The organism is Cohnella sp. 56, from assembly GCF_037963805.1.
GTDB lineage: Bacteria > Bacillota > Bacilli > Paenibacillales > Paenibacillaceae > Cohnella.
In genome coordinates, this window is the sequence record NZ_JAZDQE010000004.1 from 171,501 (window position 1) to 192,692 (window position 21,192).

Here is a 21,192-nt window from a genome sequence, read left to right on the forward strand (position 1 = left end):
AAGAGGGAATTAAACATGGCTAAAGTTCGCGTGCGCAATACGAACGAGCTGATCGAAGGCGAAGACAACGTCCGGTCCTTCCTTGACAAGCAAGGCGTACTGTACGAGCACTGGAATCCGGGCAAGCTTCCGGAGCGTCTGCAGGAGAACTTCGAGCTGTCCGCCGAAGACAAGGCCGAGATCCTCTCGACGTTCGACGAGGAGATTCGCGACCTGGCCGGACGCCGCGGTTACAAGACATGGGATATCGTCGTCTTGTCCGAGTCCACGCCGAACATCGAGGAGCTGCTGAAAAAGTTTGAGCAAATCCACACGCATACCGAGGACGAAGTACGCGCGATCACGGCCGGCGAAGGCATCTTCATCATCCGCGGCGACGAAGCGACCGGTTACTTCGACGTCATCCTGACCGCCGGAGACGTCATCTCCGTACCGGAAGGCAGCGTTCACTTCTTCACCTTGACCGAGTCCAAGAAGGTCGTGGCCGTGCGCCTGTTTATCGAGACGGAAGGCTGGATCGCTCACCCTTACGAAGACCCTGCATTCGTAAAGTAATCATTAACGCCGCTAACGAAAACAAGCCGCCTGCTTCGCTGTCGCGAAGCAGGCGGCTTGTTTAATGAACGCAGCTCGTCATTCGGCGGACAGGCGCGCCGCCAAGCCGGGCAGCTCGCTGAGCGAAGCGATCTCGTAGGCGGGCACGATCTCGTCGCTGCGGACGGCGCCGTGCCGGTTGATCCATACCGAGATCATGCCGACGCCGTTGGCGCCCTTGATATCGGTCGTCAGCTTGTCGCCGACCATGATGCAGTCGCCGACTTCGAGTCCGAGCCGCTCGAGCGCATGAGCGAACAGCTTCGGCGACGGCTTGCCTTCGCCGAAGCTGCCCGAGATGACGATCTCGTCGAAGTACGGGACCAGCTCCGGCGTCATCGCCAGCTTCTCCTCCTGCAGATCGGGCGAGCCGTTCGTGAGCAGCAGCAGCTTGTACTTGCCCTGCAGCTCGTCGAGCACGGAGAACGTCTCTTCATAGGCGATCGGCAGCTTGCGCCGGTGCATCGGGAACTGCTCCGCCAGCTCGGCGCCGAACGCCGCGTCGTCGATGCCGACTGCCGCAAGTCCGCGTGTCCATGCTTCTCTTCGATAGTCGGGAGCGATCTGCCCAAGCTTGCGGAACATCTCGTGTTCGCCCGCCGTAAAGTTTCCCCACAAACCTTCGAACGGGTTGATCCCGATCATCTGGGTGAACGGGAACGTCTCGTACGTCTCATAGAGCGCCCGCGCCTCGCGGCGCACCGCTTGCTCCAGCTCGGCGGCATCCGCCCCCGTCCGCTGCGATGCGTAAGCACAAGTCGCCTCGAATGCCTGCTTGACGCTGCGGTCGTCCCATAACAGCGTATCGTCCAGGTCGAACATAATCGCTTGAATACCCATCCTGCGTTCTCTCCCCATACCTATGCTACTAGATTCTCGCATACCATCTCTGCTTACTTGGCGCGCGTCTCCCACTCGATCTGATGCTGCGAAGCGAATTCCTTGAGACGAACGGCCATCGCGTCGATCGGATACCGGTTCATCAGCTTCGAGAACACCCAGTTGCCGCCCTTGACCGTCTCGATGACGATGTAGCCCGGCATCTGGACGATCTTGCGAATCTCCATGCCCTTCAGCGTCTTGTAGCCTGCGAATTTGCGCGTCTCAAGCTTGTCCTTCGTTACGGCCAGATAAGGACGACGCAGGAAATAAAACAATGCGAGCAGCACATAACATCCGACCGTGGACCAGAAGATGCCGACGCTCTGATTGAAGTCCGCCGCCCACGGCTTGAACATCAATATGTAGAAGATAATGAGCAGCACGAGCGTGAACGGCATAATCATGCTTCTTCCTTTGAATCTGTCAATCTGGACTGCCGGGGACGACAGGCTTTGCTTGCCGTCTTTTTTCCGCCGTTTGTTGATTTGCTTCGAATTGCGCTGAACCGCTCGTTCCCATGAACGCGACACTGCTTAGCCCCCTATGTATAGGCAACTGCGGCTGTCGGCCGCGCTGCCTGACTTTCACTTATACTCTCTCTTGCGACTGTCCGTTCCGGACGCCGGGCACATCGGCGGCGCCGTTAATGCTTGATCGTATCGGTCGGAGGTTCGTCCGTCCACTCGATCTGGTCGAGCTGCTGCTTGAAGTTGCGCTTGAAATTTTCCAGATACAACTGTCGCAGCTTTTGTCTTTCAACCGTCTCGTCTTCCGTTAGTCCGGCCGTTTTATGTTTATGGGCAAGTTCGTTGATCCGCGCGATCAGCTTGTCGAATTCCATGGGGTCACCTCCAAAAAAGCCTCTTTTAATTTGACATGATAACAACAGGAATGTCAAGGCAAGCAGCAAGCCAAAAAGACCGATAATATATCGGTCTGTGGATCAATCTATTCAACCAAATATCGCATGGTGACAGAGCAGCGCAGCAGAAGCGAAGTCCGCTGCCTCAAATCAACATGAAAACGCGGATTATCTGGAGTGGCTAAGCTTCTCCGGCAAAATCAGACTTTGTCCGGACGACAGAGACGAAGACGACAACCCGTTGCGCTTCATGATCAGATGCACGGCGGCTCCCGTCTTCATGGCGAACGGCTTGACATCCTGCGCGATCGACCAGAGCGTGTCGCCGCTGTCGACCGTCACGACCGATTCGCCGATCTTCGCAGGGCGCACGGTATCCGGTTCGGCCGAGGCCGACAACATCGACAAGCCGGCGAACAGCACCAGCGCGGCGAGCGGAATAAATAGCAAGCGCAGCAGCTTCGCGGACGACAGCGTCGTCTTGCCGGAAGAAGCGGCAGTATGGCCCGATTGACGGCGGAAGGCCGTCGAACTTCTATATGTAATGCGATTGTCCTTAGAATTGCGAGTGCCGATGCTGCGGTCCGAACCGATAAGCTGAACTTGTATCATCTCATCCACCCCAAACGTTTGTTCTGATAGGAGCTTATCACGAACATATGTTTGAGTCAATACTTTTTGCGAACATAAGTTCCCCGAGAACGAATGTTTGTGCGAACTCCGGTTCTGTGTTATAATTTGTCATATGAACTCAAGACTGTAGGAGGGCATCGAGGTGTCGAAGATGTCGAATCGCCAATCCGCCATATTGGAATTTATTAAAAATGAAGTCAAGGACAAAGGTTATCCGCCATCCGTGCGCGAGATCGGCGAAGCCGTCGGCCTCGCCTCGAGCTCGACCGTGCACGGTCATCTCGATCGTCTGGAGAAGAAGGGCCTTATTCGTCGGGACCCTACCAAGCCGCGCGCGATCGAGATTACCGACGGCGAGCCGGACCCGATCGTCCGCTTCGCGCAGTCCGTCCGCCCCGTCCCGCTTGTGGGCAAGGTTACGGCCGGCGTCCCGATCACCGCGACGGAGAATATCGAGGAGTACTTCCCGCTTCCCGCGCAGATGGTCGGCGAGCAGACCGTGTTCATGCTGTCCGTACGCGGCGACAGCATGATCGACGCCGGCATCCACAGCGGCGACTTCGTCATCGTCAGGCAGCAGCAGACCGCCACGAACGGTGATATCGTCGTCGCGATGACCGAAGAGGACGAAGCGACCGTCAAGACCTTTTACAAGGAACGCGATCACATTCGTCTGCAGCCCGAGAACAGCACGATGGAGCCTTTGCGCCTTAACAATGTCAGCATATTGGGCAAGGTCATCGGTTTAATCCGCAGCATTCGTTGATCGGTCCAGAAGCCTTCAGCAAAAAGACTCGGCATCGCCGCCGGAAAGGCGCCGCCGAGTCTTTTGTTGTGCGCAGCGACGTTTGCTAGCGCCCATCGCTGTGCGTTTCTTCGTATATTTTTTGCGTATAGGCCGAGATCGCCGCATCGTAGGGCGGATAGACGTATCCCAAGCTACCGGCGACTTCAGTCGCGTATTTCCTGAACAGCTCATAGCAAGCGAACAATGAACGCCACATGCTCTCATAGCTATCTTCCGCATACGTAGACAACAAGCGCTCCCAATCCTGCTTCGGCAGATGTCGGTCGATATATTTGTAGTTTTTGCCCACGCTGAACGTGTAGCCGTGCCGCGCCCCGATCTCCCACGCCATCATCCTTAACAGATTCGGCCGGGCTATCCCGTTCAGATGATCAATCGCATACAGTATTTCTCCCCTCGCCAGCCCTTTGACGACATAGGCAGAGACCAGCCAGAACTCGTTGCAGCAATCGTCGAATTGTCTGTCCCCAGGCTGTTGAACCCAATACTGGCGATCGCTTGCGACCACTTCGCGTCCGACTAGTCCGTCTTTATCGAGCAGCACCTGGACCAGACCGTCGCTCTCTTCGAAATATTTGTCCGTCTCCTCGAGTGGAATCAGCGTCAAGTCCATTTTGTTGCCGTCCTCGAACAGCATGAGGTAAGAAAACCAGTTGCCCAGCTCCGGCGGAAAAAGCGCCATATCCTCCGGCTTCTGCATCATAGCCCGCACGCCGAATATATCCAACCATCGGTCGTCCTGCTTGAATGACGTCATGTCGGTCACAAAGTAGGAAATGTCATAGTCCTGAAATTCGTCTCTGTCGACAGTCGGATTCGTGCGCGAGCCCTCAAGCGTCGCCAATCGAATTCTGTCGTCCGCGGCGGCGAATTCGACGATCACCCGCATCATCTCCTGCTCGCTCCTCATATTCCGCCCCCCCCCCCAATGCTGTCAGGTTAAGAACCCTGCCGCTCCCCGGCGCGTGGTCTTCATGAATGTATTGTCCTTGGTCTGTTTGTTGCGTTTGAACGAACGATCCTGGACGACAGGGATGCGGCTACGTTGAAGTTCTTCCCCGAACCGTTCGTGCAACACAGCCTTGAAAGGGGAGATAACTGCCAAACCGCAGTTATTTTCTCCTGCGCCAAGACATCTGGCGGCGATAACTGCATTTATACAGTTATTTTCGAGCCTGAGCCGGATGACGGTCGATTTTCGCGAGATTAACTGTATATTCGCAGCTATCGCTCCGAAAAATGCCGCCACCACGGAGATTAACTGTATATTTGCAGTTAACCTGACAACATTGCCCCCCCCTTTGCTTCCGTTCATCAAGCGACGCAATCGGTATCATACGGGGTAGCATGAAAACGGCCGGCCCTTCAAAAGAAGAGGCCGGCCGTGCAAGCTTCGCTATAGATCCGTTCCTTAGTAGGTCGTCAAATATTGATCCCGCTCCCATTGATGAACCTGGGTGCGATAGATGTCATATTCGATTTCCTTCATCTCGTAGAAATGCGTCAGCGCATGATCGCCGAGCGCTTCGCATACGACCTCGTCGCGCAGCATCTCGGACAGCGCTTCGCGCAAGTTGAGCGGCAGGCTCGGAATGCCCGCGTCGATGCGCTCTTCTTCGCTCATGACGTAAATATTGCGGTCGACGGGCGCCGGCAGCGCCGTCTTGTTGCGAATGCCGTCGAGTCCGGACTTCAGCATAACCGCGAGAGCCAGATACGGATTGGCCGCCGGGTCCGGATTGCGAACCTCGACGCGCGTGCTGAGACCGCGGGAAGCCGGGATGCGGATCATCGGGCTGCGGTTGCTCGCCGACCATGCGACATAGCAAGGCGCTTCGTAGCCGGGTACGAGCCGCTTGAACGAGTTGACCGTCGGATTTGTGATGGCGGCCATGCCCCGCGCGTGCTGCAGGATGCCCGCCATGTAATGACGCGCCGTCGCGCTCAGGCCGAGCCGGTCGTTCGCGTCGTAGAAGGCGTTGTCCGAGCCCTTGAACAGCGACTGATGGCAGTGCATGCCCGAGCCGTTCATCCCGTACAGCGGCTTCGGCATGAACGTCGCGTGCAGCCCGTGCTTGCGCGCGATCGTCTTGACGACGAGCTTGAACGTCTGGATCTGGTCCGCCGCCTTGATCGCGTCGGCATACTTGAAGTCGATCTCGTGCTGGCCGGGCGCGACCTCGTGGTGGGACGCCTCGATCTCGAAGCCCATCTCCTCGAGCATGAGCACGATGTCGCGGCGGCAGTTCTCGCCCAGATCGGTCGGGGCCAGATCGAAGTAGCCGCCCTGGTCGTTCAGCTCGGTCGTCGGATTGCCCTTCTCGTCCGTCTGGAACAGGAAGAACTCCGGCTCGGGACCGACGTTGAACGACGTGAAGCCGAGCTCCTCCGCCTCCTCGAGCGCCCGCTTCAGAATTCCCCGCGGATCGCCCGCGAACGGCGTGCCGTCAGGCATATAGATGTCGCAGATGAGGCGTGCGACACGATCCTCCGTCACCCACGGGAATACGACCCAGGTGTCGAGATCGGGATACAGGTACATATCGGACTCTTCGATTCGCACATACCCTTCGATCGAGGAGCCGTCGAACATCATCTTGTTGTCCAGCGCCTTGGTCAGCTGGCTCACCGGAATTTCCACGTTTTTGATGATGCCCATGAGATCGGTGAATTGCAGGCGGATGAAGCGGACATTTTCTTCCTTGGCGATCCGAATGATGTCTTCGCGCGTATAGCTCATGAACAGCCTCCTAGTATTGATCGTTGTAGGTTACGTCTACTTGTTCTTGTAGAACCGCGACAGCTCGCCTTGAATGATCGAGACCTGGCCAGGGCGTCTGTTGCCCGACATGATTTGCTGCTTGAGCATGCGATGCAGCTGAGACTCGGACATCTCGCGCCGCTTGTTCTCCGACTGTTCGTTGATAATCGTCGCATCGTCGGCGTCGTCACCGACCGGGTTCATCACTTGCTTGATGCCCGCGATATTAACACCCTTTTCGATCAGCGCCTTGATCTCGAGCAGACGTTCGACGTCGTTAAACGAGAACAGTCGCTGATTGCCGGCCGTCCGAGCGGGTTGAATTAACTCATGCTGCTCGTAGTATCGTATTTGCCGGGCGGTCAGATCGGTCAACTTCATGACAATGCCAATCGGGAACAGCGCCATATTTCTGCGTATTTCGTCGCCAGCCATTTCGTATCAACCTTCCATCCGGGCGCGGATTTTTGCAACTCATTTTATTGTAGCCCGACCCGCAAAACGTGTCAAGGAATGTAAGGTTTATTTCCAAACGACATTTAGTCTCAAGCGAGCCCGAGAAGATGCAGCGTCTCCCAGGCTTCCCTGACGGCCAGCTTGACATGCGCGTAGGTCAGACCGCCCTGCATGTAAGCGATGTACGGCTCCCTGACGGGCGCGTCCGCCGACAGCTCCAGGCTGCCGCCCTGGATGAATGTGCCCGCGGCCATGATGACGGGATGTTCGTAGCCGGGCATGTCCCACGGCTCGGGCACGACATGGGCGTCGACGGCCGCTGCGCGCTGCACCGCCTGCACGAAGGCGATGAGCGGCGCCTCCGCGCCGAAGGCGATCGCCTGGATCAGGTCGGTCCGAGGCTCGTCCCAGGCAGGCTTGGTCTCGAATCCGAGCGCGGCGAAGATGGCAGCCGCGAAAATGCTGCCGCGGACGGCCTGCGAGACGAGCAGCGGCGCGAGGAACAAGCCCTGATAGATGGACCGCGTCGCGCCGAGCATCGCCCCCACCTCCGCGCCGATGCCCGGCGCGGTCAGCCGGTAGGCGGCCTGATCGACGAGTTCGCGCCGGCCGGCGATATATCCGCCGCTCGGCGCGAGTCCTCCGCCCGGATTTTTAATGAGCGAGCCGGCGATCAGGTCTACGCCGACCTCGCAGGGCTCCCGGTCTTCGGTGAATTCGCCGTAGCAGTTGTCGGCGAAGATCACCGCATCGGGCTTGATCTCCCTGAGCCGGCGCACCATCTCCGCGATCTGCTCGATCGTAAAGGAAGACCGCCATTCGTAGCCGCGCGAGCGCTGAATCGCGAACATGCGGGTGGCGGGCGTCACGGCCGCCGCGACCGCCGGCCAGTCGACGCCGCCGTCCGCCAGCAGCGGTACCGACCTAGCCTTGATCCCCCACTCGGCGAGCGAGCCGCTGCCGTCGCCCGGCTTGCCGACGACCTTGCGAAGCGTGTCGTACGGGTCGCCGGTCACGAAGATCAGCTCGTCCCCCGGTCGCAGCGCGCCGAACAGCGCCGTCGAGATCGTATGCGTGCCGGACGCAAAATGAGGCCGCACCAGCGCGGCCTCCGCTCCGAACACATCCGCATATACGAGATCCAGCACCTCGCGGCCCCGGTCGTTGTACCCGTAGCCCGTCGACGAGGCGAAATGGTAATCGCTGACTTTATGCTTCTGAAATGCGCGGATAACCTTCCAGTTGTTGCGCTCGGCGATGCGGTCCGTCTCGGCGAACCGCCCGGCGGCAAGCGCCTCGGCGCGCTCCGACAGCCGCTGCCATTGCAATTCGAGTTGTTCCTTGTCGTATGTCATGTTCCTCGGCTGCTCCCCAATCCGAATCCGCTATTGCTCCAGCGCCTCGGCCGTATTCGTATGCTCCACAAAAAAATCGCCCAGCGGCCCGCCGTGCTTAAGCAGATCGTCCGGGTTGATCCGCAGCCGCAGCAGCAGCCGGTCCTCGTCCGTACGGCGATCGAGCACTTCGCCTACGCGATAGGCGAGCGCAGCCAGCTCGCCGCGCGATGCGGGCAGCGACAGCAAACGCACCTCGCCGAGGAGCTTGTCCTCGATCCGGCGGACGAGCGTCTCCATATCACGGGCGCTGAATGCGCTCACACGAAGCGAATCCGGCCCGCCGGCCAGGACGCCGATGTCCGAAGGCGGGCAATCGTCGATCTTGTTGTACACGAGCAGCGTCGGCTGCCCGCCGGCGCCCAGCTCGCCGAGCACTTCGTCGACGACCGCCCGCTGCCGGTCTCTCATGGGAGAGGAGGCATCGACGATATGCAGCAGCAGATCCGCTTCGTTCACTTCCTCGAGCGTCGCCCGGAAGGCGGCCACCAGATCGTGCGGCAGGTTCTGGATGAAGCCGACCGTGTCGGTGAGCAGCACTTCCTTGCCGCTCGGCAGCGCGAGCGTGCGCGAGGTCGGATCGAGCGTCGCGAACAGTCTATTCTCCGCGAGCACGTCCGCGCTCGTGAGCTGCCGCAGAAGCGTCGACTTGCCGGCGTTCGTGTAGCCGACGAGCGCGACCTGTACGACGCCGTTCTTTTTGCGGCGTTCGCGGTGCAGCTTGCGGTGCGCGGTCACGCTGGCGAGCTGGCGCTTCAGCTCCCCGATCCGGTTCCGGATATGCCGGCGGTCGGTCTCCAGCTTCGTCTCGCCGGGTCCCCGCGTCCCGATTCCGCCGCCGAGACGGGACAGATTTTTGCCTTGGCCCGACAAGCGGGGCAGCAGGTAAGAGAGCTGCGCCAGCTCGACCTGCAGGATGCCTTCTCTCGTCTTGGCGCGTCCTGCGAATATGTCCAGTATCAGCTGCGTGCGGTCGATGATTTTCACGTCGAGCTCTTCTTCAAGATTGCGCACCTGGACGCCGGACAGCTCCTGGTCGAAGATCGCGGTCGTCGCATGTTCCTCGGCGATTCGCTGCTTCAGCTCCTGCGCCTTGCCTTTGCCGACGAACCACCTCGTATCGGGAACGTCCCGATTTTGCATCAGACGCCCGGCTACCTCGACGCCCGCCGTCTCCGCCAGATGCGCCAGCTCGTCGAGCGAATGAATCGGATCGGCGTCCGTTCGGCGCACGGCGTCCGTCACCAGGCTGACGAGCAGCGCGCGCTCGGCCAACTGCGAGCCCGTATCGTATGAATTCGGCTTCATCCTGCGTTCGGCTGCCTCCATTGCTTCGAATATCGTCCTCAATATTGTACCCGCAGCCGCCCTCGCTTTATCTCATTCCCCAGCCAAAAGCGGACCCGCCCGCCGCCCCGAGCGACGAAGGAGCCGGCAGCGGCCTCAGATCCTCGGGCCTGATCCCTACCAGCTCCTGCCGCGACGGTGAAGCCGACGGATACTGCTGCAGCAGCCTGACCGCCTGATTGCGGATCGCGCGCTCGAGCATATTGCGCACGTATCGCGCATTGCTGAACGACTGGGCTACGTTCTCCCGCTCCTGAAGCACGTTCTGCTTGAGCTTCGCGACCGCCTGCGGCAGCAGCACGTAATCGCGCTCCCGGGCCATGCCCTCGGCAATCTGCAGCAGCTGGTCGACCGTAAAGTCGGGAAAATCCATCTGAATCGGGAACCTGGACGGCAAGCCCGGATTCGTCATCATAAACATGTCGATCTCCAGCGGATAGCCCGCGAGGATAAGCACGAACTGGTTGCGGTGATCCTCCATCGCCTTGACGAGCGTATCGATCGCTTCCTTGCCGAAGTCTTTTTCGCCGCCTCTGGCCAGGCTGTACGCTTCGTCGACGAACAAGACGCCGCCCAGCGCCTTTTTGACCAGATCCCGCGTCTTCTGCGCCGTATGGCCGATGTACTCGCCGACCAGATCCGCGCGCTCCACCTCGACCAGATGTCCCTTGGACAGCAGTCCCATGCTCTGAAAAAGCTTCGCGAGCAGCCGGGCGACCGTCGTCTTGCCCGTCCCCGGATTGCCTCTGAAGATCATATGATAAACATGCGATTGGCTGTGTAATCCGGCCTCGCCCCGGTACTGGGCGATCTGCAGGAGCGCGTATATCTCGTAGACGAGCTCCTTGACATTGTCGAGCCCGACCATGCGTTCCAGCTCCTGCTGCCACAGCGCCCACGGTCCGGAGGACGGCAAGCCCTTGGCGCCGCCCAGCGCCTCGGCATTCGCGGCCGTGCCCGATGCGTTCGCCTCCTGGCTCCGGAGCACGACGTTGATCTGTCTCGCAGGCCTCGCCGCGGCGCTCTCCCGCTCGCCATGCGCTCTCGCACTCATGAAAAGCTCCACCCCGCAGACCTCAAGTCGGCGCGAACGCCGCACTTCAAGTCTATTCGGACCGGCCGTGCATCATGCAACGAACGCTACAGCCACTTCTGCAGCAGCCACTTCGTATAAGCGAGCACCTCGCGGGATCTGTGGTACGACATGTTCATGACCTGCGAATCGGTCACGCTGACCTGCGGCCGCTCGTAATCCAGCGCCTCGGCGATGTCGAGCGATCTCGCTCCGTGATATTGATGCGTCACGATGACCGCCGTACGCCATCCGTGCGCCTCCATCAGCTCGCGGGAAAATCGCAGATTCTCGTAGGTGCTCGTCGCCTTGGGCTCGATGAAAATCGCATCCTGAGGCACGCCCTGCTGCATCAGATAGTCGCGCATTCCCTCCGCTTCCGTCAGCACGGCGCCTCCCGCGTCCAGACCGCCGGTTACGATGAACCTGGCGAACACCTGCGCCTTGTACAGCGACAGTGCCTGATCCAGACGCTCGCGCAGCCCCGGGCTCGGCTTGTTGTCCCAGAGCGACGCGCCCAGCACGATGCCGACGTCGGACGGCTGCGGGAGACCCCGGGCGGGCTCGCCATGGAACCGGTTAATGATGACAAACAAGCTCCCGCACCAGACGAGCAGCGCCAGCAGTCCGAGGCACGCGGCCGACACCGCCGCGCGCAGCAAGACCCTGCGCCTGCTGAACGCGGCGCGGACGGGACGCCCGGCATCCCCCGGCAAGACGGCGCGGCCATCGCGCTTCGCCGGCCCGGTCACGGCGTCCCGCTCTCCCAGCCGAGACGCTCAAGGAACAGCTTGCGGTGCTTGAGGCTCATCTCGAAGTACGGGAACTTCTTCTGGCGGATGAGCGACAGCAGCCGCTGCGCGGTTCTGTGCGCCATCGCCGAATCGCGCTGGGTAATATGGCCGTCGTCCAGCGCCTCCTCCAGCTCGTCCTCGTCCAGCAGCAGCGTCTCGCCCGTAGGCAGCACGACGATATCGAGATACAGGTCGTCGAACCAGGGCACTTGCTGGTCGGTCAGCCCCTGCGTCTTGCATATATCGATGTACCACTGGACGACTTGTCCGCGCGAATCGAACATCGTCGTCACGACGAAGTGCTCCCCGCGTGGATAATGCTGCGTCCAAAGGTAGCCCTTGTCCGCCAGGCACATTCGCTTGCCGTTGTATTCCTTCCACAGGGGGTCCCGGAGATCCTGGATCCTGTACAGCGTCACGAAGCCGCGGAAATAAGGCTCGTCCATCGGGATGCACGCATAGTTTCTTTTTAAAATACGGCGCCAGTTGGCCCGATCGGAAAATTTTCGTTTCATAAATCCTCTCTCGTTCACGATAGTCAGGTTTACACAAAGCTTACCACAACTTGCCTGTGCGAACCAGTTAAGCTATCTTACCCCAACGGCTTGCGCATTCTGACATGCAAGATGCCGGCGTCGTAAAAGGGCTCCTGCGAGATCGTCTCGTACCCGAGCTTGGCATAAAAAGCCTCGGCGCTGCACTGGGCGTCCAGGATGGCCTCGCCGAAGCCGAGCTGCGCCGCGTCGCGCTCCATCGCCTGCACGAGCTGCCGGCCGACCGAACGCCCGCGATAGGAGCGCTTTACCGCAATCCGCTGCAGCTTGGCCGTGCCGGGCTCGTAAATGATCCAGCGCCCCGCGCCTACGGGCGCACCGGCGTCCGTCGCGAGGAAATGGCGGCTCGCGGCCGGCGATGCGTCGTGACGGTCCACTTCCTCCTCGGGCGACACGCCCTGCTCCTTCACGAATACTTCCATGCGGACGGCCAGACTCTGCTCCAGCTCCGCCGGTGTGGTCACCAGCTTGCAATCCATCGCGATTCCTCCATCAATAGGTATCTATAATGAACCTATTCTGAACAAAAATATAAAAAAAGACAAGCGGTGGGGGCCGCTTGTCTGAACAAATGCAATGTCTTGAACCGATCTGTCCTGCCCTGCCTGCCGGTCGGCCGGCTCAAGGCGTCGTCGGAGTCTGATTCATAGGATCGGCCTGATTGTTGTCGTTGCTCTTGTTGTTATTGGCCGTCTGCCGTCCCGGACCCGTCGGCTTGCCGGACGGCTGTTCCGAGGGCGGGGTCGCCGCCTTGCCGGGCCCGCCCTGCGGTGTTGTCCCTGCCGGCTGCTCGGACCCCGCAGGCGGCTGCGCCGGTCCGGACGGCTGTGACGGTCCGGGCGGCTTCGACGACGCAGGCGGCGGGCTCTGGGATTCGCCGGGCTTCGGTTGATTCGGATCCGGCGACGGCTCCTCCGGAGGCTGCCGGCCCGGATCGCCGCCGATGTCGGGCGATTCCGTCTCCACAGGCGGCAGTCCGTCGGTAGGCTCCGGCGTAGGTTCGAACGCCGTCGTCACCTGGACGGTGACGCGATTCGACTCTGCGCCCTCCGTGTTCGTCGCCGCATCGTACGGCCTTACATAATACGTATAGGTCGTATCCGGCAAGATGGACAGATCCTCGTAGGAAGGCGTCACCGATTCGGCCAGCTGCTTGAAGGCTTTGTCTTCGCCGCCTTGACGGTAGATCTTGTAGGTGATGCCGTCCCCGGCCACCTCCGACCAGCCCAGCTCGACGGCGACCTGCTCGGTATCGTATTCGCCCGTCAGATCCGTGATCGCTTCCGTCTGCGGCGTAGGCGGCGGCGTAGGTTCCTGCGCCTGCTCGGGCACGGGGAACGCTTGCTTCGCCTTGCCCTCCAGCGCCTTCGTCATGATCTTGGAGAACAGCTTGGCCGCCTGGCCGCTGCTGTTTTTGACAAAGTGCTTGGTGTCCGTCTTGTCGTAGCCCATCCAGACGGCCGCCGTATATTCGGGCGTGTAGCCCACGAACCAGACGTCCCGGTTGCCTCCGGAGCTGACGCCGCTGATGCCGAGCTGCGTTGTCCCTGTCTTGCCGGCCACCGTGCGCCCGCTGATCTGGGCGCTCTTGCCCGTGCCCCCGCTCACGACACCCTTCATGAGCTCGGTCACATAATAGGCGGTCATCGACTTGATGACTTGATTGTCCTTGTCCTGCTTGAACGAGTACACCGTCTTGCCCGAAGCGTCCGTAACCTTCAGGATGGCGTGCGCATCCTGCAGCTTGCCGCCGTTCGCAAATGTGCTGTAAGCACGCGCCATCTGCACCGGCGTCACGCCGCGGGTCAGGCCGCCGAGCGCGATCGCGAGATTGCGGTCTTCCTTGTCCAGCTCGATGCCGAGCTTGCCCGCGAACTTGACGCCCGTGGACACGCCGATCTCGTTGAGCAGCCAGACGGCCGGCTGGTTGATCGAGTTTCTGATTGCATCTTTCATTGCGATGGCGCCGACATAAGCGTTTTTGTTCGAATCCTTCGGACAGTATTTGCCGTTGTTGTAGCAGATCTTGTCGTCCCGCAATATCGAATCCGGCGTGAAGTTGCCCGTCTCAAGCGCGGGACCGTACGAGACGATCGGCTTGAACGAGGACCCCGGCTGGCGCCGGCTCTCCACGCGGTTCAGGCCGCTCTTCTGATAATCGCGGCCGCCGACCATCGCCTTGAGCGAGCCGTCGTGCTGATCCATGATGACCATCGCGCCCTGAATCGGCGTATCGTCCACGCTTTTCTCGAAGTTGGCGTCCTTGGCGAATTCGCTCTCCATGGCCGTCTGTGCCTGCGTATCGATCGTCGTAAAGATCGTATAGCCGCCGGACAGCAGCTCCTCCTCCGTAAGACCGAGCTTATCAAGCGCCTCGTCGATCACATAGTCGGAGTAGCTGGCGAACTTGCTCGTGTTCGTCATCGCCATCGACGGCTTGTAGACGACCGCGGCCGCCTCCGCCCGCTCCTCCTCCGTAATGAGCCCCTGGTCCGTCATGAGCCGCAAGATGACGGCGCGCCGCTCCATCGAGTTGTCCGGGTGCTTGTAGGGGTTGTAAATGCTCGGCCCCTTCGGAATAGCGGCCAGCGTGGCGATCTGCCACGTCTTGAGCTGGTCGAGATCGCCGACGCCGAAGTAGAACTTCGCCGCCGTCTTGATGCCGTACTGCCCGTTGCCGAAGTAAATCCGGTTCAGATACAGCTCGAGGATCTCTTCCTTCGACTTGTGCCGCTCGAGCGCGAGGGCGATCGATGCCTCCGTGCCTTTGCGGAACCAGGTCTTGTCCGCGTTCAGGAACAGGTTCCGCGCGAGCTGCTGGGTGATCGTGCTGGCGCCCTCGACCATGCTGCGCGCCACGACGTCCTTGACGAGCGCCCGGCCGATGCCGAACAGGTCGACCCCGCCGTGCTCGAAAAACCGCTTGTCCTCCGTAGCGACGAAGGCGTCGACAACCTGCTTGGGAATATCCTTGTAATATACGTATTCGCGGTTGCCGCCCGTAATCGATATTTTGGAGATTTGTTTGCCGTCCGCGTCGGCGATGATCGTCGAGCGGTCGAGATTAAGCTTATTGATATTGGCCGATAGAACGCGTTCTCCGTTTAAAATGACGAGCAAATACGCGACAGCCGCCGCGAGTACAGCCAGTACGGCTATGCAGATGAACCAGATGAGCGCGACCTTGCCGCGTCCGCGCTTGCGAGGCGGCTTGCCGCCCTTTCCCTTTCGAGACGGATTCGGTGCAGACTGAGCCAATGGCTTTTCTCCCCTTTTAACAGTTGGTTTTTCTCTGTCTATACCATACCCGCCCAAAAGAAGAACAACCCAGGACTTGGGTTGCTCGGCGGTCTGGCTATTCATTTAGACGCTAAATGGGGGTGAAAGGTTTCGCATGGGCGGAGCCGGCGGCTGCCGCTTCAGGCGTTGGCCCCGGTGTCCTGCTGCTGCAGAGATACGTTGCGTTGGGGCATAAACGTGCTGATGGCGTGCTTGTAAACCATCTGCTGGCGTCCGTCGCTGTCGATCACGATCGTAAAGTTGTCGAAGGCGCGGACGACGCCGCGGATCTGGAATCCGTTGGTCAAGTATACCGTGACGGGCACGCTATCCTTGCGCAGTTGATTCAGAAACGTATCCTGGATGTTAATGGACTTGTTCATTACCGGTATCCCCCATCGCCAATAATTTCTTGTGTACGCGCCTATTGCAGGCTTATTTTAAGCTTTCCTGCTATTATAGCATAAATCGATTGCAAAAGTTTCGAGTTTTTTGAATCCTCGTCCGCGTCGATCCAGATGAGGTCCTGCATATGGCGGAACCAGGACAGCTGGCGCTTGGCGAACCGGCGCGTGTCCCGCTTCAGCAGCGAGACGGCGTCCTCGTAGGAGAGCCTGCATTCCAGATAGGCTGCCATCTCCTTGTAGCCGAGCGCCTGCATGGAGACGGCCGACGACGGCAGGCCCGCCGCGAGCAGGCCGCGCACCTCGTCCAGCAGCCCTGCGGCCAGCATGGCGTCCACGCGCTCCTCTATGCGCGCATACAATCGCGCCCGCTCCATATGAAAGCCGAGCAATACGAGATTGTACGGCGATTCCTTGCGGTCGCCGCGCGCCTCTCCGAGCTGCTCCGAAGCGGGCGCCCCCGTCGTCTCGCGAATCTCGAGCGCCCGGATCACCCGGCGCACGTCGTTCGGATGCAGCTTCGCCGCCGTGAACGGATCGACCGCGGCGAGCCTGCCGTGCAGCGCCTCGGCGCCCTCGCTGTCCGCCAGCGCCTGCATCGCTTCGCGAAAAGCCGGATCGCCGCCGGTCGGCTGGAACTTGAAGCCGTAGCACACCGACTCGACGTACAGTCCCGTGCCGCCGACGATAAACGGGATGTTGCCGCGGCGCTGGATGTCCCGGATCGCCTGCTCGCAGGCCGTCTGAAAGTCAGCCGCCGAAAACGGCTCCGACGGGTCCTTGATATCGATCAGATGATGCGGGATCCCCTCGCGCTCCGCTAGGGGCAGCTTCGCCGTGCCGATGTCCATCCCTCTGTACACCTGCATCGAATCCCCGCTAATAATCTCGCAGCCGAACTGCCGCGCGATCGCGAGGCTGGCGGCCGTCTTGCCGACGGCCGTCGGTCCGACGAGCACGATCAGCGGAGGCTTGTTGTTGTTCATGTAATCTGTATCACTCCGTAATCCACGGCCGAATAGGAAGTCCGCACCCTGCGGAAACCGTGCCGTTCGAATTCGCCGCTCGCCTTGTGGTCCTTCAGCACGACGGCGCGGCGCGCGACGCGCTGCGCTTCGCGGATCGCCTCCGGGCCGAGCGCCCGGTCCTCCGCATGATGCCGGAGCGGCCGCAGCGAAGCCGAGCCGAGGACGGGCCGCGCGAACATCGGGTCGAAGTATACGACGTCCGCGCTCCCGTCCGCCATCTCCCGCAGCGCCGCCAGATGCTCCGCGTGGACCAGGTCGACACGCCGCATCGCCGCATCCAGCTCCGGCACGCCGCTCGCGTAGCTGCGCAGACCTTCGCGCACGATCAGGTACAGCGTGCGCGACGACTCGATCGCCGTCACCCTGCCTGCCGGTCCCGCCGCATACGACAGCACGACCGCGTCCGCGCCCAGCCCCGCCGTGCAATCGACGATGACGTCTCCCCGCACGATGCCGGCGGCGTCGACCAGCGCGTCGCTGTCGCCGTCCGACAGCCGCTTGACGCGAATCTGCGCCATGCTCGGATGATAGAACAGCGGCTCCGCGCCCTCCGCCGCGAACCGGAGTCCGTCCGGACGGACGACAAGTATGCCGTCCCTCGCATCCGGATGGCGCCGGGATAGTCCCGCCAGCGTCTCGCGGCGGCGCTCGACGAAGCGGCAGCCGAGCTCCTCGGCCAATTCGCGCGCGTAGGCGGTCAGGCTTGCCGCCGGCTTCTCCGCCGTCGTCACGATCACGACATCACCCGCTTGAACATTTTCTCGAGCTCGTAGGTCGTGAAGCTGACGACGATCGGCCGGCCGTGCGGACAAGTATACGGCTGCTTGCAGGCGGCCAGCCTGCGCAGCAGCGTCTCGCCGGCCTCGCGCGTGAGCGACTGGTTGGCCTTGATCGACGCCTTGCAGGAGCAGAGGATCGCCGCCTTCTCCCGAATCTTGTGCAGGTCGATGCCGCGTTCCTTCAGAATCCACTCCGCCATCTCGCGCACGATGTCCGCTTCGTCGCCCTCGGGCAGCCAGTGCGGCACGGCCCGCACGATAAAGGTATTGCCGCCGAAGTCGTCGAGATATACGCCTGCCAGCTCAAACCAGGGCAGCTTGCCCCGGATGACCGCATACTCGTCGGGCGCGAACGACAGCGTGACCGGCAGCAGCAGCTCCTGGCTCGCCGCCGCCGGATCGCCGAACTTCTCATAATAAATCTCGTAGTGAATGCGCTCATGCGCCGCGTGCTGGTCGATCAGGTACAAGCCGGTATCGTTCTGCGCGACGATATACGTGCCGTGCAGCTGGCCGATCCAGTACAGCTCGGGAAATTCCGGCTTCGTCTCCTGGGCCGACGCGCCGAACGCCGTCCGCCAGACGTCGGCGGACAGTCTCGGGGCGTCCTGCTTCCTGCCCCGGTCACTCCATGGGTCCCGGCTCCCGGAAGCCCCGTAGTCGCGGGCGGCGGGCGCCTCGCGCAGCGCTTCCCGTCCGGCATAGGACGATCCGCCCCCGGTTGCGGCAGCGTCGCGTCCGGCCCGTGCGCTCCCGGTCTCCGCCGCATCGACGCCAGCCGCATCGTCACGCGCAGACCGTTCGGCCGCTCCGCCAGTAGCGTCCGTCAGCGCCGCCAGCCTGTGCCCGCCCCCGGACTGCGTCTCCTCCTGCCGGCTGCGATCGGCAGCATCGTCCGCCGAAGCGCCGCCGCCCGTCTCATGCTCGGGCGCTGCCGCACTGCCCGCAGCCGTCTGGTCGGCAGCCTGCGCGAGTTGCTGCACGCCGGCCGGCGGCATGCCGAAGCGGATCTGCTCCTGCTGCCATACTTCGGCCTTCGGCTTGCGCACGGCCATGCCGGAAGGAATGTAAGCATAGGCGTCCAGCGTCTTCTTCACGGCCGCCTCGACGAAGGCGCGCAGCTCGGTCTCCTTGCTGAACCGCACCTCCAGCTTCGCGGGATGCACGTTGACGTCGACGAGCAACGGATGCATGCGCAGATGCAGCACGGATAACGGATATCTGTTGATCGGGAGCAGCGTGTGGTACGCCTGCAGCAGCGGCTGCACGATCGCCGGGCTGCGGACGAACCGGCCGTTGACGATGGTCGTGATCGCACTCCTGCTGGAGCGCGTCTCGCTCGGCATGGCGGTCAGACCCGACAATACGAAGTCCGGGCCTTCCGCCTGCACCTCGAGCATCGCCTTCGCGGAGCCGGTGCCGTAGATGGCCGCGACGACCTGCCGCAGGTCGCCGCCTCCCGGCGTCCGCAGCAGCACGGAGCCGTTGTGCGAGAACGTAAAGGCGATATCGGGCCGCGCCAGCGCCTGCCTGTAGACGACATCCGACAGATGCGACAGCTCCGTCTGGATCGTCCGCATGTACTTCAGGCGCGCCGGCGTGTTGTAGAACAGCTCCCGCACGGACATATCCGTGCCTTTGGGCGATGCCGCATCCTCGTCCCGCTTCACGCCGCCGCCCTCGATCTCGAGCAGCCTGCCGAGGCCCCCGGCATCGGCCGCGCTCAGGGCTCTGACCTTGGAGACGGCCGCGATGCTCGGGAGCGCCTCGCCTCTGAAGCCGAGCGTGGCGATCTGGAACAGATCGCGTCCGCTCGCCAGCTTGCTCGTCGCGTGGCGCTGGAACGCCGTCCGCAGATCGTCGGGCTGGATGCCCGCGCCGTCATCCGCGACGCGAATGAGCGTGAGACCGCCTTCCTCGGCGGTAATATCGATATGCTTCGCGCCGGCGTCGACCGCATTTTCGACCAGCTCCTTGAGCACCGAAGCCGGGCGCTCGACGACCTCGCCGGCCGCGATCTGATTCGCCAGATGCTCGTCCAGCTGAATGATAATGCCCATGATGTTCCTCCTCCCGCGCGGGCGGCTTGCTCAAGCCGCCGCGTCCGCAGAGTCCGCCGCGTCGTACAGCGTCAGCGTGCCGTCGCCCGCGGACGCCCAGCTCAGATTGCCGTACCATTTGGACAGCAGCCGCACATCGATATAGCTGACGCCGTTTTTGACGACCACATGGCTGTCCTTCGTGGCGAGCCGGTTCGTGCCGCCTTGTTTGGTCAGCACGATCTGCCGCGCCTTCGCGTCATAGCTCAGCACCGATTCGGACGCCAGCGCCGCAAGCCGCGAGTTCACGTACCAGACGCCGTCTTTGCGCGTCACGAATCCCGCTCCCGCCATGCGGACGCCATTGACGACAAGCGCGCCTCTGCCGGCGGTCAGGCGGACATTGCCGCCCCCGGCCAGCCTGTAGGCCTTGAGCAGCTGCTGCACGTAGCCCGATACGGGGACGTCAGGCGCCAGGCCGACCTTGTCCACCTTTTTGCCGCCCGGCGTCTTGTACTCCTGGACGGTCACCTTGAGCGTGCCGCCGGACTTCACGGAGATGAGCTGCTGAATGACGCCTTTGCCGTAGGTGTTGGCGCCGACCAGCTTGGCGACGCCGTATTCCTGCAGCGCGCCGGCCAGAAGCTCGGTCGAGCTGGCGCTGCCGCCGTCGACGAGCAGGTACACGGGATAATCTCTGCTCACGCCCTTGAGCGGGATCGGCGTGTCGTTGCCGTCGCGGTCCGCCACATGCGCCAGAATGCCGTCGGCGACGAACAGCGCGCCGATCTGCTGCGCCTGATCGACATAGCCGCCGCCGTTGCCGCGCAGGTCGACGACGAGCGAGCGGATGTCCTGCCGCTCGAGCGAATCGAGCTGCTTTTTGAAGCGGGAGGCCGCATCCGAAGAGAAGGAATCCAGCCGCAAATAGCCGACGCCGTCGCCCATCAGCCGCGAGGACGCCACAGGCATCTGCAGCGCGGCGCGCGCGACAAAAAACTGCAGCTTGACGATGCCGCGCTTGACGGCGATGGCCACGCTGGTGCCGGCAGGTCCGGACTCGGCCGCCGCGACCGCCTGCACCGTCATGCCCACGGTCGGCATGCCGTCGATCGCCACGATCGCATCTCCCGGAGACAGTCCGGCTCGCGCCGCCGGGCTGCCTTCGATGACGTCCTCGACATAGACGACGCCGTCGTCCTCCGTCATGACGATGCCGGTGCCGACGAACGATTGGTCGACCGCATTCGAGAACCGCTGGAGATCCTCGGGCGTGAAGTATTCCGTATACGGATCGTTCAGCGAGTGGATCATCTCGTCGATCTCCGGTTTGCTGAGCTCCTCGTCGGTCGGCTTGCTGATGTGGTATTCCTCGAGCAGCTGGCGCACTTCGTTCACCTGGTCCTGCGTGGCGGCCAATGCGCCGCCCGGCAGCCACGCGGCGGCCAGCGTCAAGACAAGCAGCGATTTGAGCAACAGGGCGGCCGGTTTGCGGTATTCTCTCAA

Annotated in this window: 21 protein-coding genes; 2 read left to right on the forward strand and 19 right to left on the reverse strand. The window is 61.7% G+C overall.

Annotated elements, in window-relative coordinates:
- The first annotated feature begins 15 nt into the window (after window positions 1-15).
- A complete protein-coding gene (locus tag VQ071_RS09070; protein ID WP_340513637.1) occupies window positions 16-555 on the forward strand; it encodes a cupin domain-containing protein in 540 nt (179 codons plus the stop codon).
- Between the two features lie 78 nt (window positions 556-633).
- On the opposite strand, the gene VQ071_RS09075 is transcribed toward VQ071_RS09070, so the two are convergent.
- The 4 genes from VQ071_RS09075 to VQ071_RS09090 all read right to left on the reverse strand — a co-directional run bounded on the left by VQ071_RS09075 (window position 634) and on the right by VQ071_RS09090 (window position 2,950).
- Window positions 634-1,434: an HAD family hydrolase gene (locus VQ071_RS09075; protein ID WP_340513638.1), complete on the reverse strand. Its 801-nt coding sequence runs from the start codon at window positions 1,432-1,434 to the stop codon at window positions 634-636.
- A gap of 53 nt (window positions 1,435-1,487) precedes the next feature.
- Window positions 1,488-2,006 (reverse strand): hypothetical protein, encoded by a 519-nt coding sequence (locus VQ071_RS09080; protein ID WP_340513639.1) that lies wholly within the window; start codon window positions 2,004-2,006, stop codon window positions 1,488-1,490.
- Window positions 2,007-2,119: 113 nt separating this feature from the next.
- Window positions 2,120-2,317, reverse strand: a complete 198-nt coding sequence (locus VQ071_RS09085; protein WP_340513640.1) for a DUF896 domain-containing protein — start codon at window positions 2,315-2,317, stop codon at window positions 2,120-2,122.
- 189 nt (window positions 2,318-2,506) lie between these two features.
- Entirely contained in the window at window positions 2,507-2,950 is a 444-nt protein-coding gene (locus VQ071_RS09090) for a LysM peptidoglycan-binding domain-containing protein (RefSeq protein WP_340513641.1), read from the reverse strand.
- A 163-nt stretch (window positions 2,951-3,113) separates the two neighbouring features.
- Between VQ071_RS09090 and lexA the strand changes: the two genes are divergently transcribed.
- On the forward strand, window positions 3,114-3,737 hold the full coding sequence (gene lexA, locus VQ071_RS09095; RefSeq protein ID WP_340513642.1) for a transcriptional repressor LexA: 624 nt from the start codon (window positions 3,114-3,116) through the stop codon (window positions 3,735-3,737).
- Between the two features lie 85 nt (window positions 3,738-3,822).
- On the opposite strand, the gene ant(6) is transcribed toward lexA, so the two are convergent.
- The 15 genes from ant(6) to VQ071_RS09170 form a co-directional block, all read right to left on the reverse strand.
- The gene (gene ant(6), locus VQ071_RS09100) at window positions 3,823-4,689 is read right to left on the reverse strand and encodes an aminoglycoside 6-adenylyltransferase (RefSeq protein ID WP_340513643.1); all 867 of its coding nucleotides are present in this window, start codon (window positions 4,687-4,689) and stop codon (window positions 3,823-3,825) included.
- 501 nt (window positions 4,690-5,190) lie between these two features.
- Window positions 5,191-6,519: a type I glutamate--ammonia ligase gene (gene glnA / locus VQ071_RS09105; RefSeq protein WP_340513644.1), complete on the reverse strand. Its 1,329-nt coding sequence runs from the start codon at window positions 6,517-6,519 to the stop codon at window positions 5,191-5,193.
- A 36-nt stretch (window positions 6,520-6,555) separates the two neighbouring features.
- Complete coding sequence (locus VQ071_RS09110; protein ID WP_340513646.1) at window positions 6,556-6,975, reverse strand: MerR family transcriptional regulator; 420 nt, start codon at window positions 6,973-6,975, stop codon at window positions 6,556-6,558.
- 110 nt (window positions 6,976-7,085) lie between these two features.
- Window positions 7,086-8,351 (reverse strand): methionine gamma-lyase family protein, encoded by a 1,266-nt coding sequence (locus VQ071_RS09115; RefSeq protein WP_340513647.1) that lies wholly within the window; start codon window positions 8,349-8,351, stop codon window positions 7,086-7,088.
- Window positions 8,352-8,381: 30 nt separating this feature from the next.
- Window positions 8,382-9,698, reverse strand: coding sequence for a GTPase HflX (gene hflX / locus VQ071_RS09120; protein ID WP_340513648.1), 1,317 nt, complete (start codon window positions 9,696-9,698; stop codon window positions 8,382-8,384).
- A 67-nt stretch (window positions 9,699-9,765) separates the two neighbouring features.
- Window positions 9,766-10,791, reverse strand: coding sequence for an AAA family ATPase (locus tag VQ071_RS09125; protein WP_340513649.1), 1,026 nt, complete (start codon window positions 10,789-10,791; stop codon window positions 9,766-9,768).
- An 86-nt stretch (window positions 10,792-10,877) separates the two neighbouring features.
- Window positions 10,878-11,561 (reverse strand): YdcF family protein, encoded by a 684-nt coding sequence (locus tag VQ071_RS09130; RefSeq protein ID WP_340513650.1) that lies wholly within the window; start codon window positions 11,559-11,561, stop codon window positions 10,878-10,880.
- Window positions 11,558-12,118: a DUF402 domain-containing protein gene (locus VQ071_RS09135; protein ID WP_340513651.1), complete on the reverse strand. Its 561-nt coding sequence runs from the start codon at window positions 12,116-12,118 to the stop codon at window positions 11,558-11,560. The genes VQ071_RS09130 and VQ071_RS09135 overlap by 4 nt, the downstream gene beginning before the upstream one ends.
- A gap of 77 nt (window positions 12,119-12,195) precedes the next feature.
- Window positions 12,196-12,636 (reverse strand): GNAT family N-acetyltransferase, encoded by a 441-nt coding sequence (locus VQ071_RS09140; protein WP_340513653.1) that lies wholly within the window; start codon window positions 12,634-12,636, stop codon window positions 12,196-12,198.
- A gap of 142 nt (window positions 12,637-12,778) precedes the next feature.
- Window positions 12,779-15,415: a transglycosylase domain-containing protein gene (locus VQ071_RS09145; protein ID WP_340513654.1), complete on the reverse strand. Its 2,637-nt coding sequence runs from the start codon at window positions 15,413-15,415 to the stop codon at window positions 12,779-12,781.
- 161 nt (window positions 15,416-15,576) lie between these two features.
- On the reverse strand, window positions 15,577-15,819 hold the full coding sequence (gene hfq, locus VQ071_RS09150; protein WP_340513656.1) for an RNA chaperone Hfq: 243 nt from the start codon (window positions 15,817-15,819) through the stop codon (window positions 15,577-15,579).
- Between the two features lie 41 nt (window positions 15,820-15,860).
- A complete protein-coding gene (gene miaA, locus VQ071_RS09155) occupies window positions 15,861-16,826 on the reverse strand; it encodes a tRNA (adenosine(37)-N6)-dimethylallyltransferase MiaA (protein WP_340513657.1) in 966 nt (321 codons plus the stop codon).
- Window positions 16,823-17,605: a class I SAM-dependent methyltransferase gene (locus tag VQ071_RS09160; RefSeq protein ID WP_340513658.1), complete on the reverse strand. Its 783-nt coding sequence runs from the start codon at window positions 17,603-17,605 to the stop codon at window positions 16,823-16,825. The genes miaA and VQ071_RS09160 overlap by 4 nt, the downstream gene beginning before the upstream one ends.
- Window positions 17,602-19,707 (reverse strand): DNA mismatch repair endonuclease MutL, encoded by a 2,106-nt coding sequence (gene mutL / locus VQ071_RS09165; RefSeq protein ID WP_340513659.1) that lies wholly within the window; start codon window positions 19,705-19,707, stop codon window positions 17,602-17,604. The genes VQ071_RS09160 and mutL overlap by 4 nt, the downstream gene beginning before the upstream one ends.
- 30 nt (window positions 19,708-19,737) lie before the next feature.
- Entirely contained in the window at window positions 19,738-21,192 is a 1,455-nt protein-coding gene (locus tag VQ071_RS09170; RefSeq protein WP_340513660.1) for a S41 family peptidase, read from the reverse strand.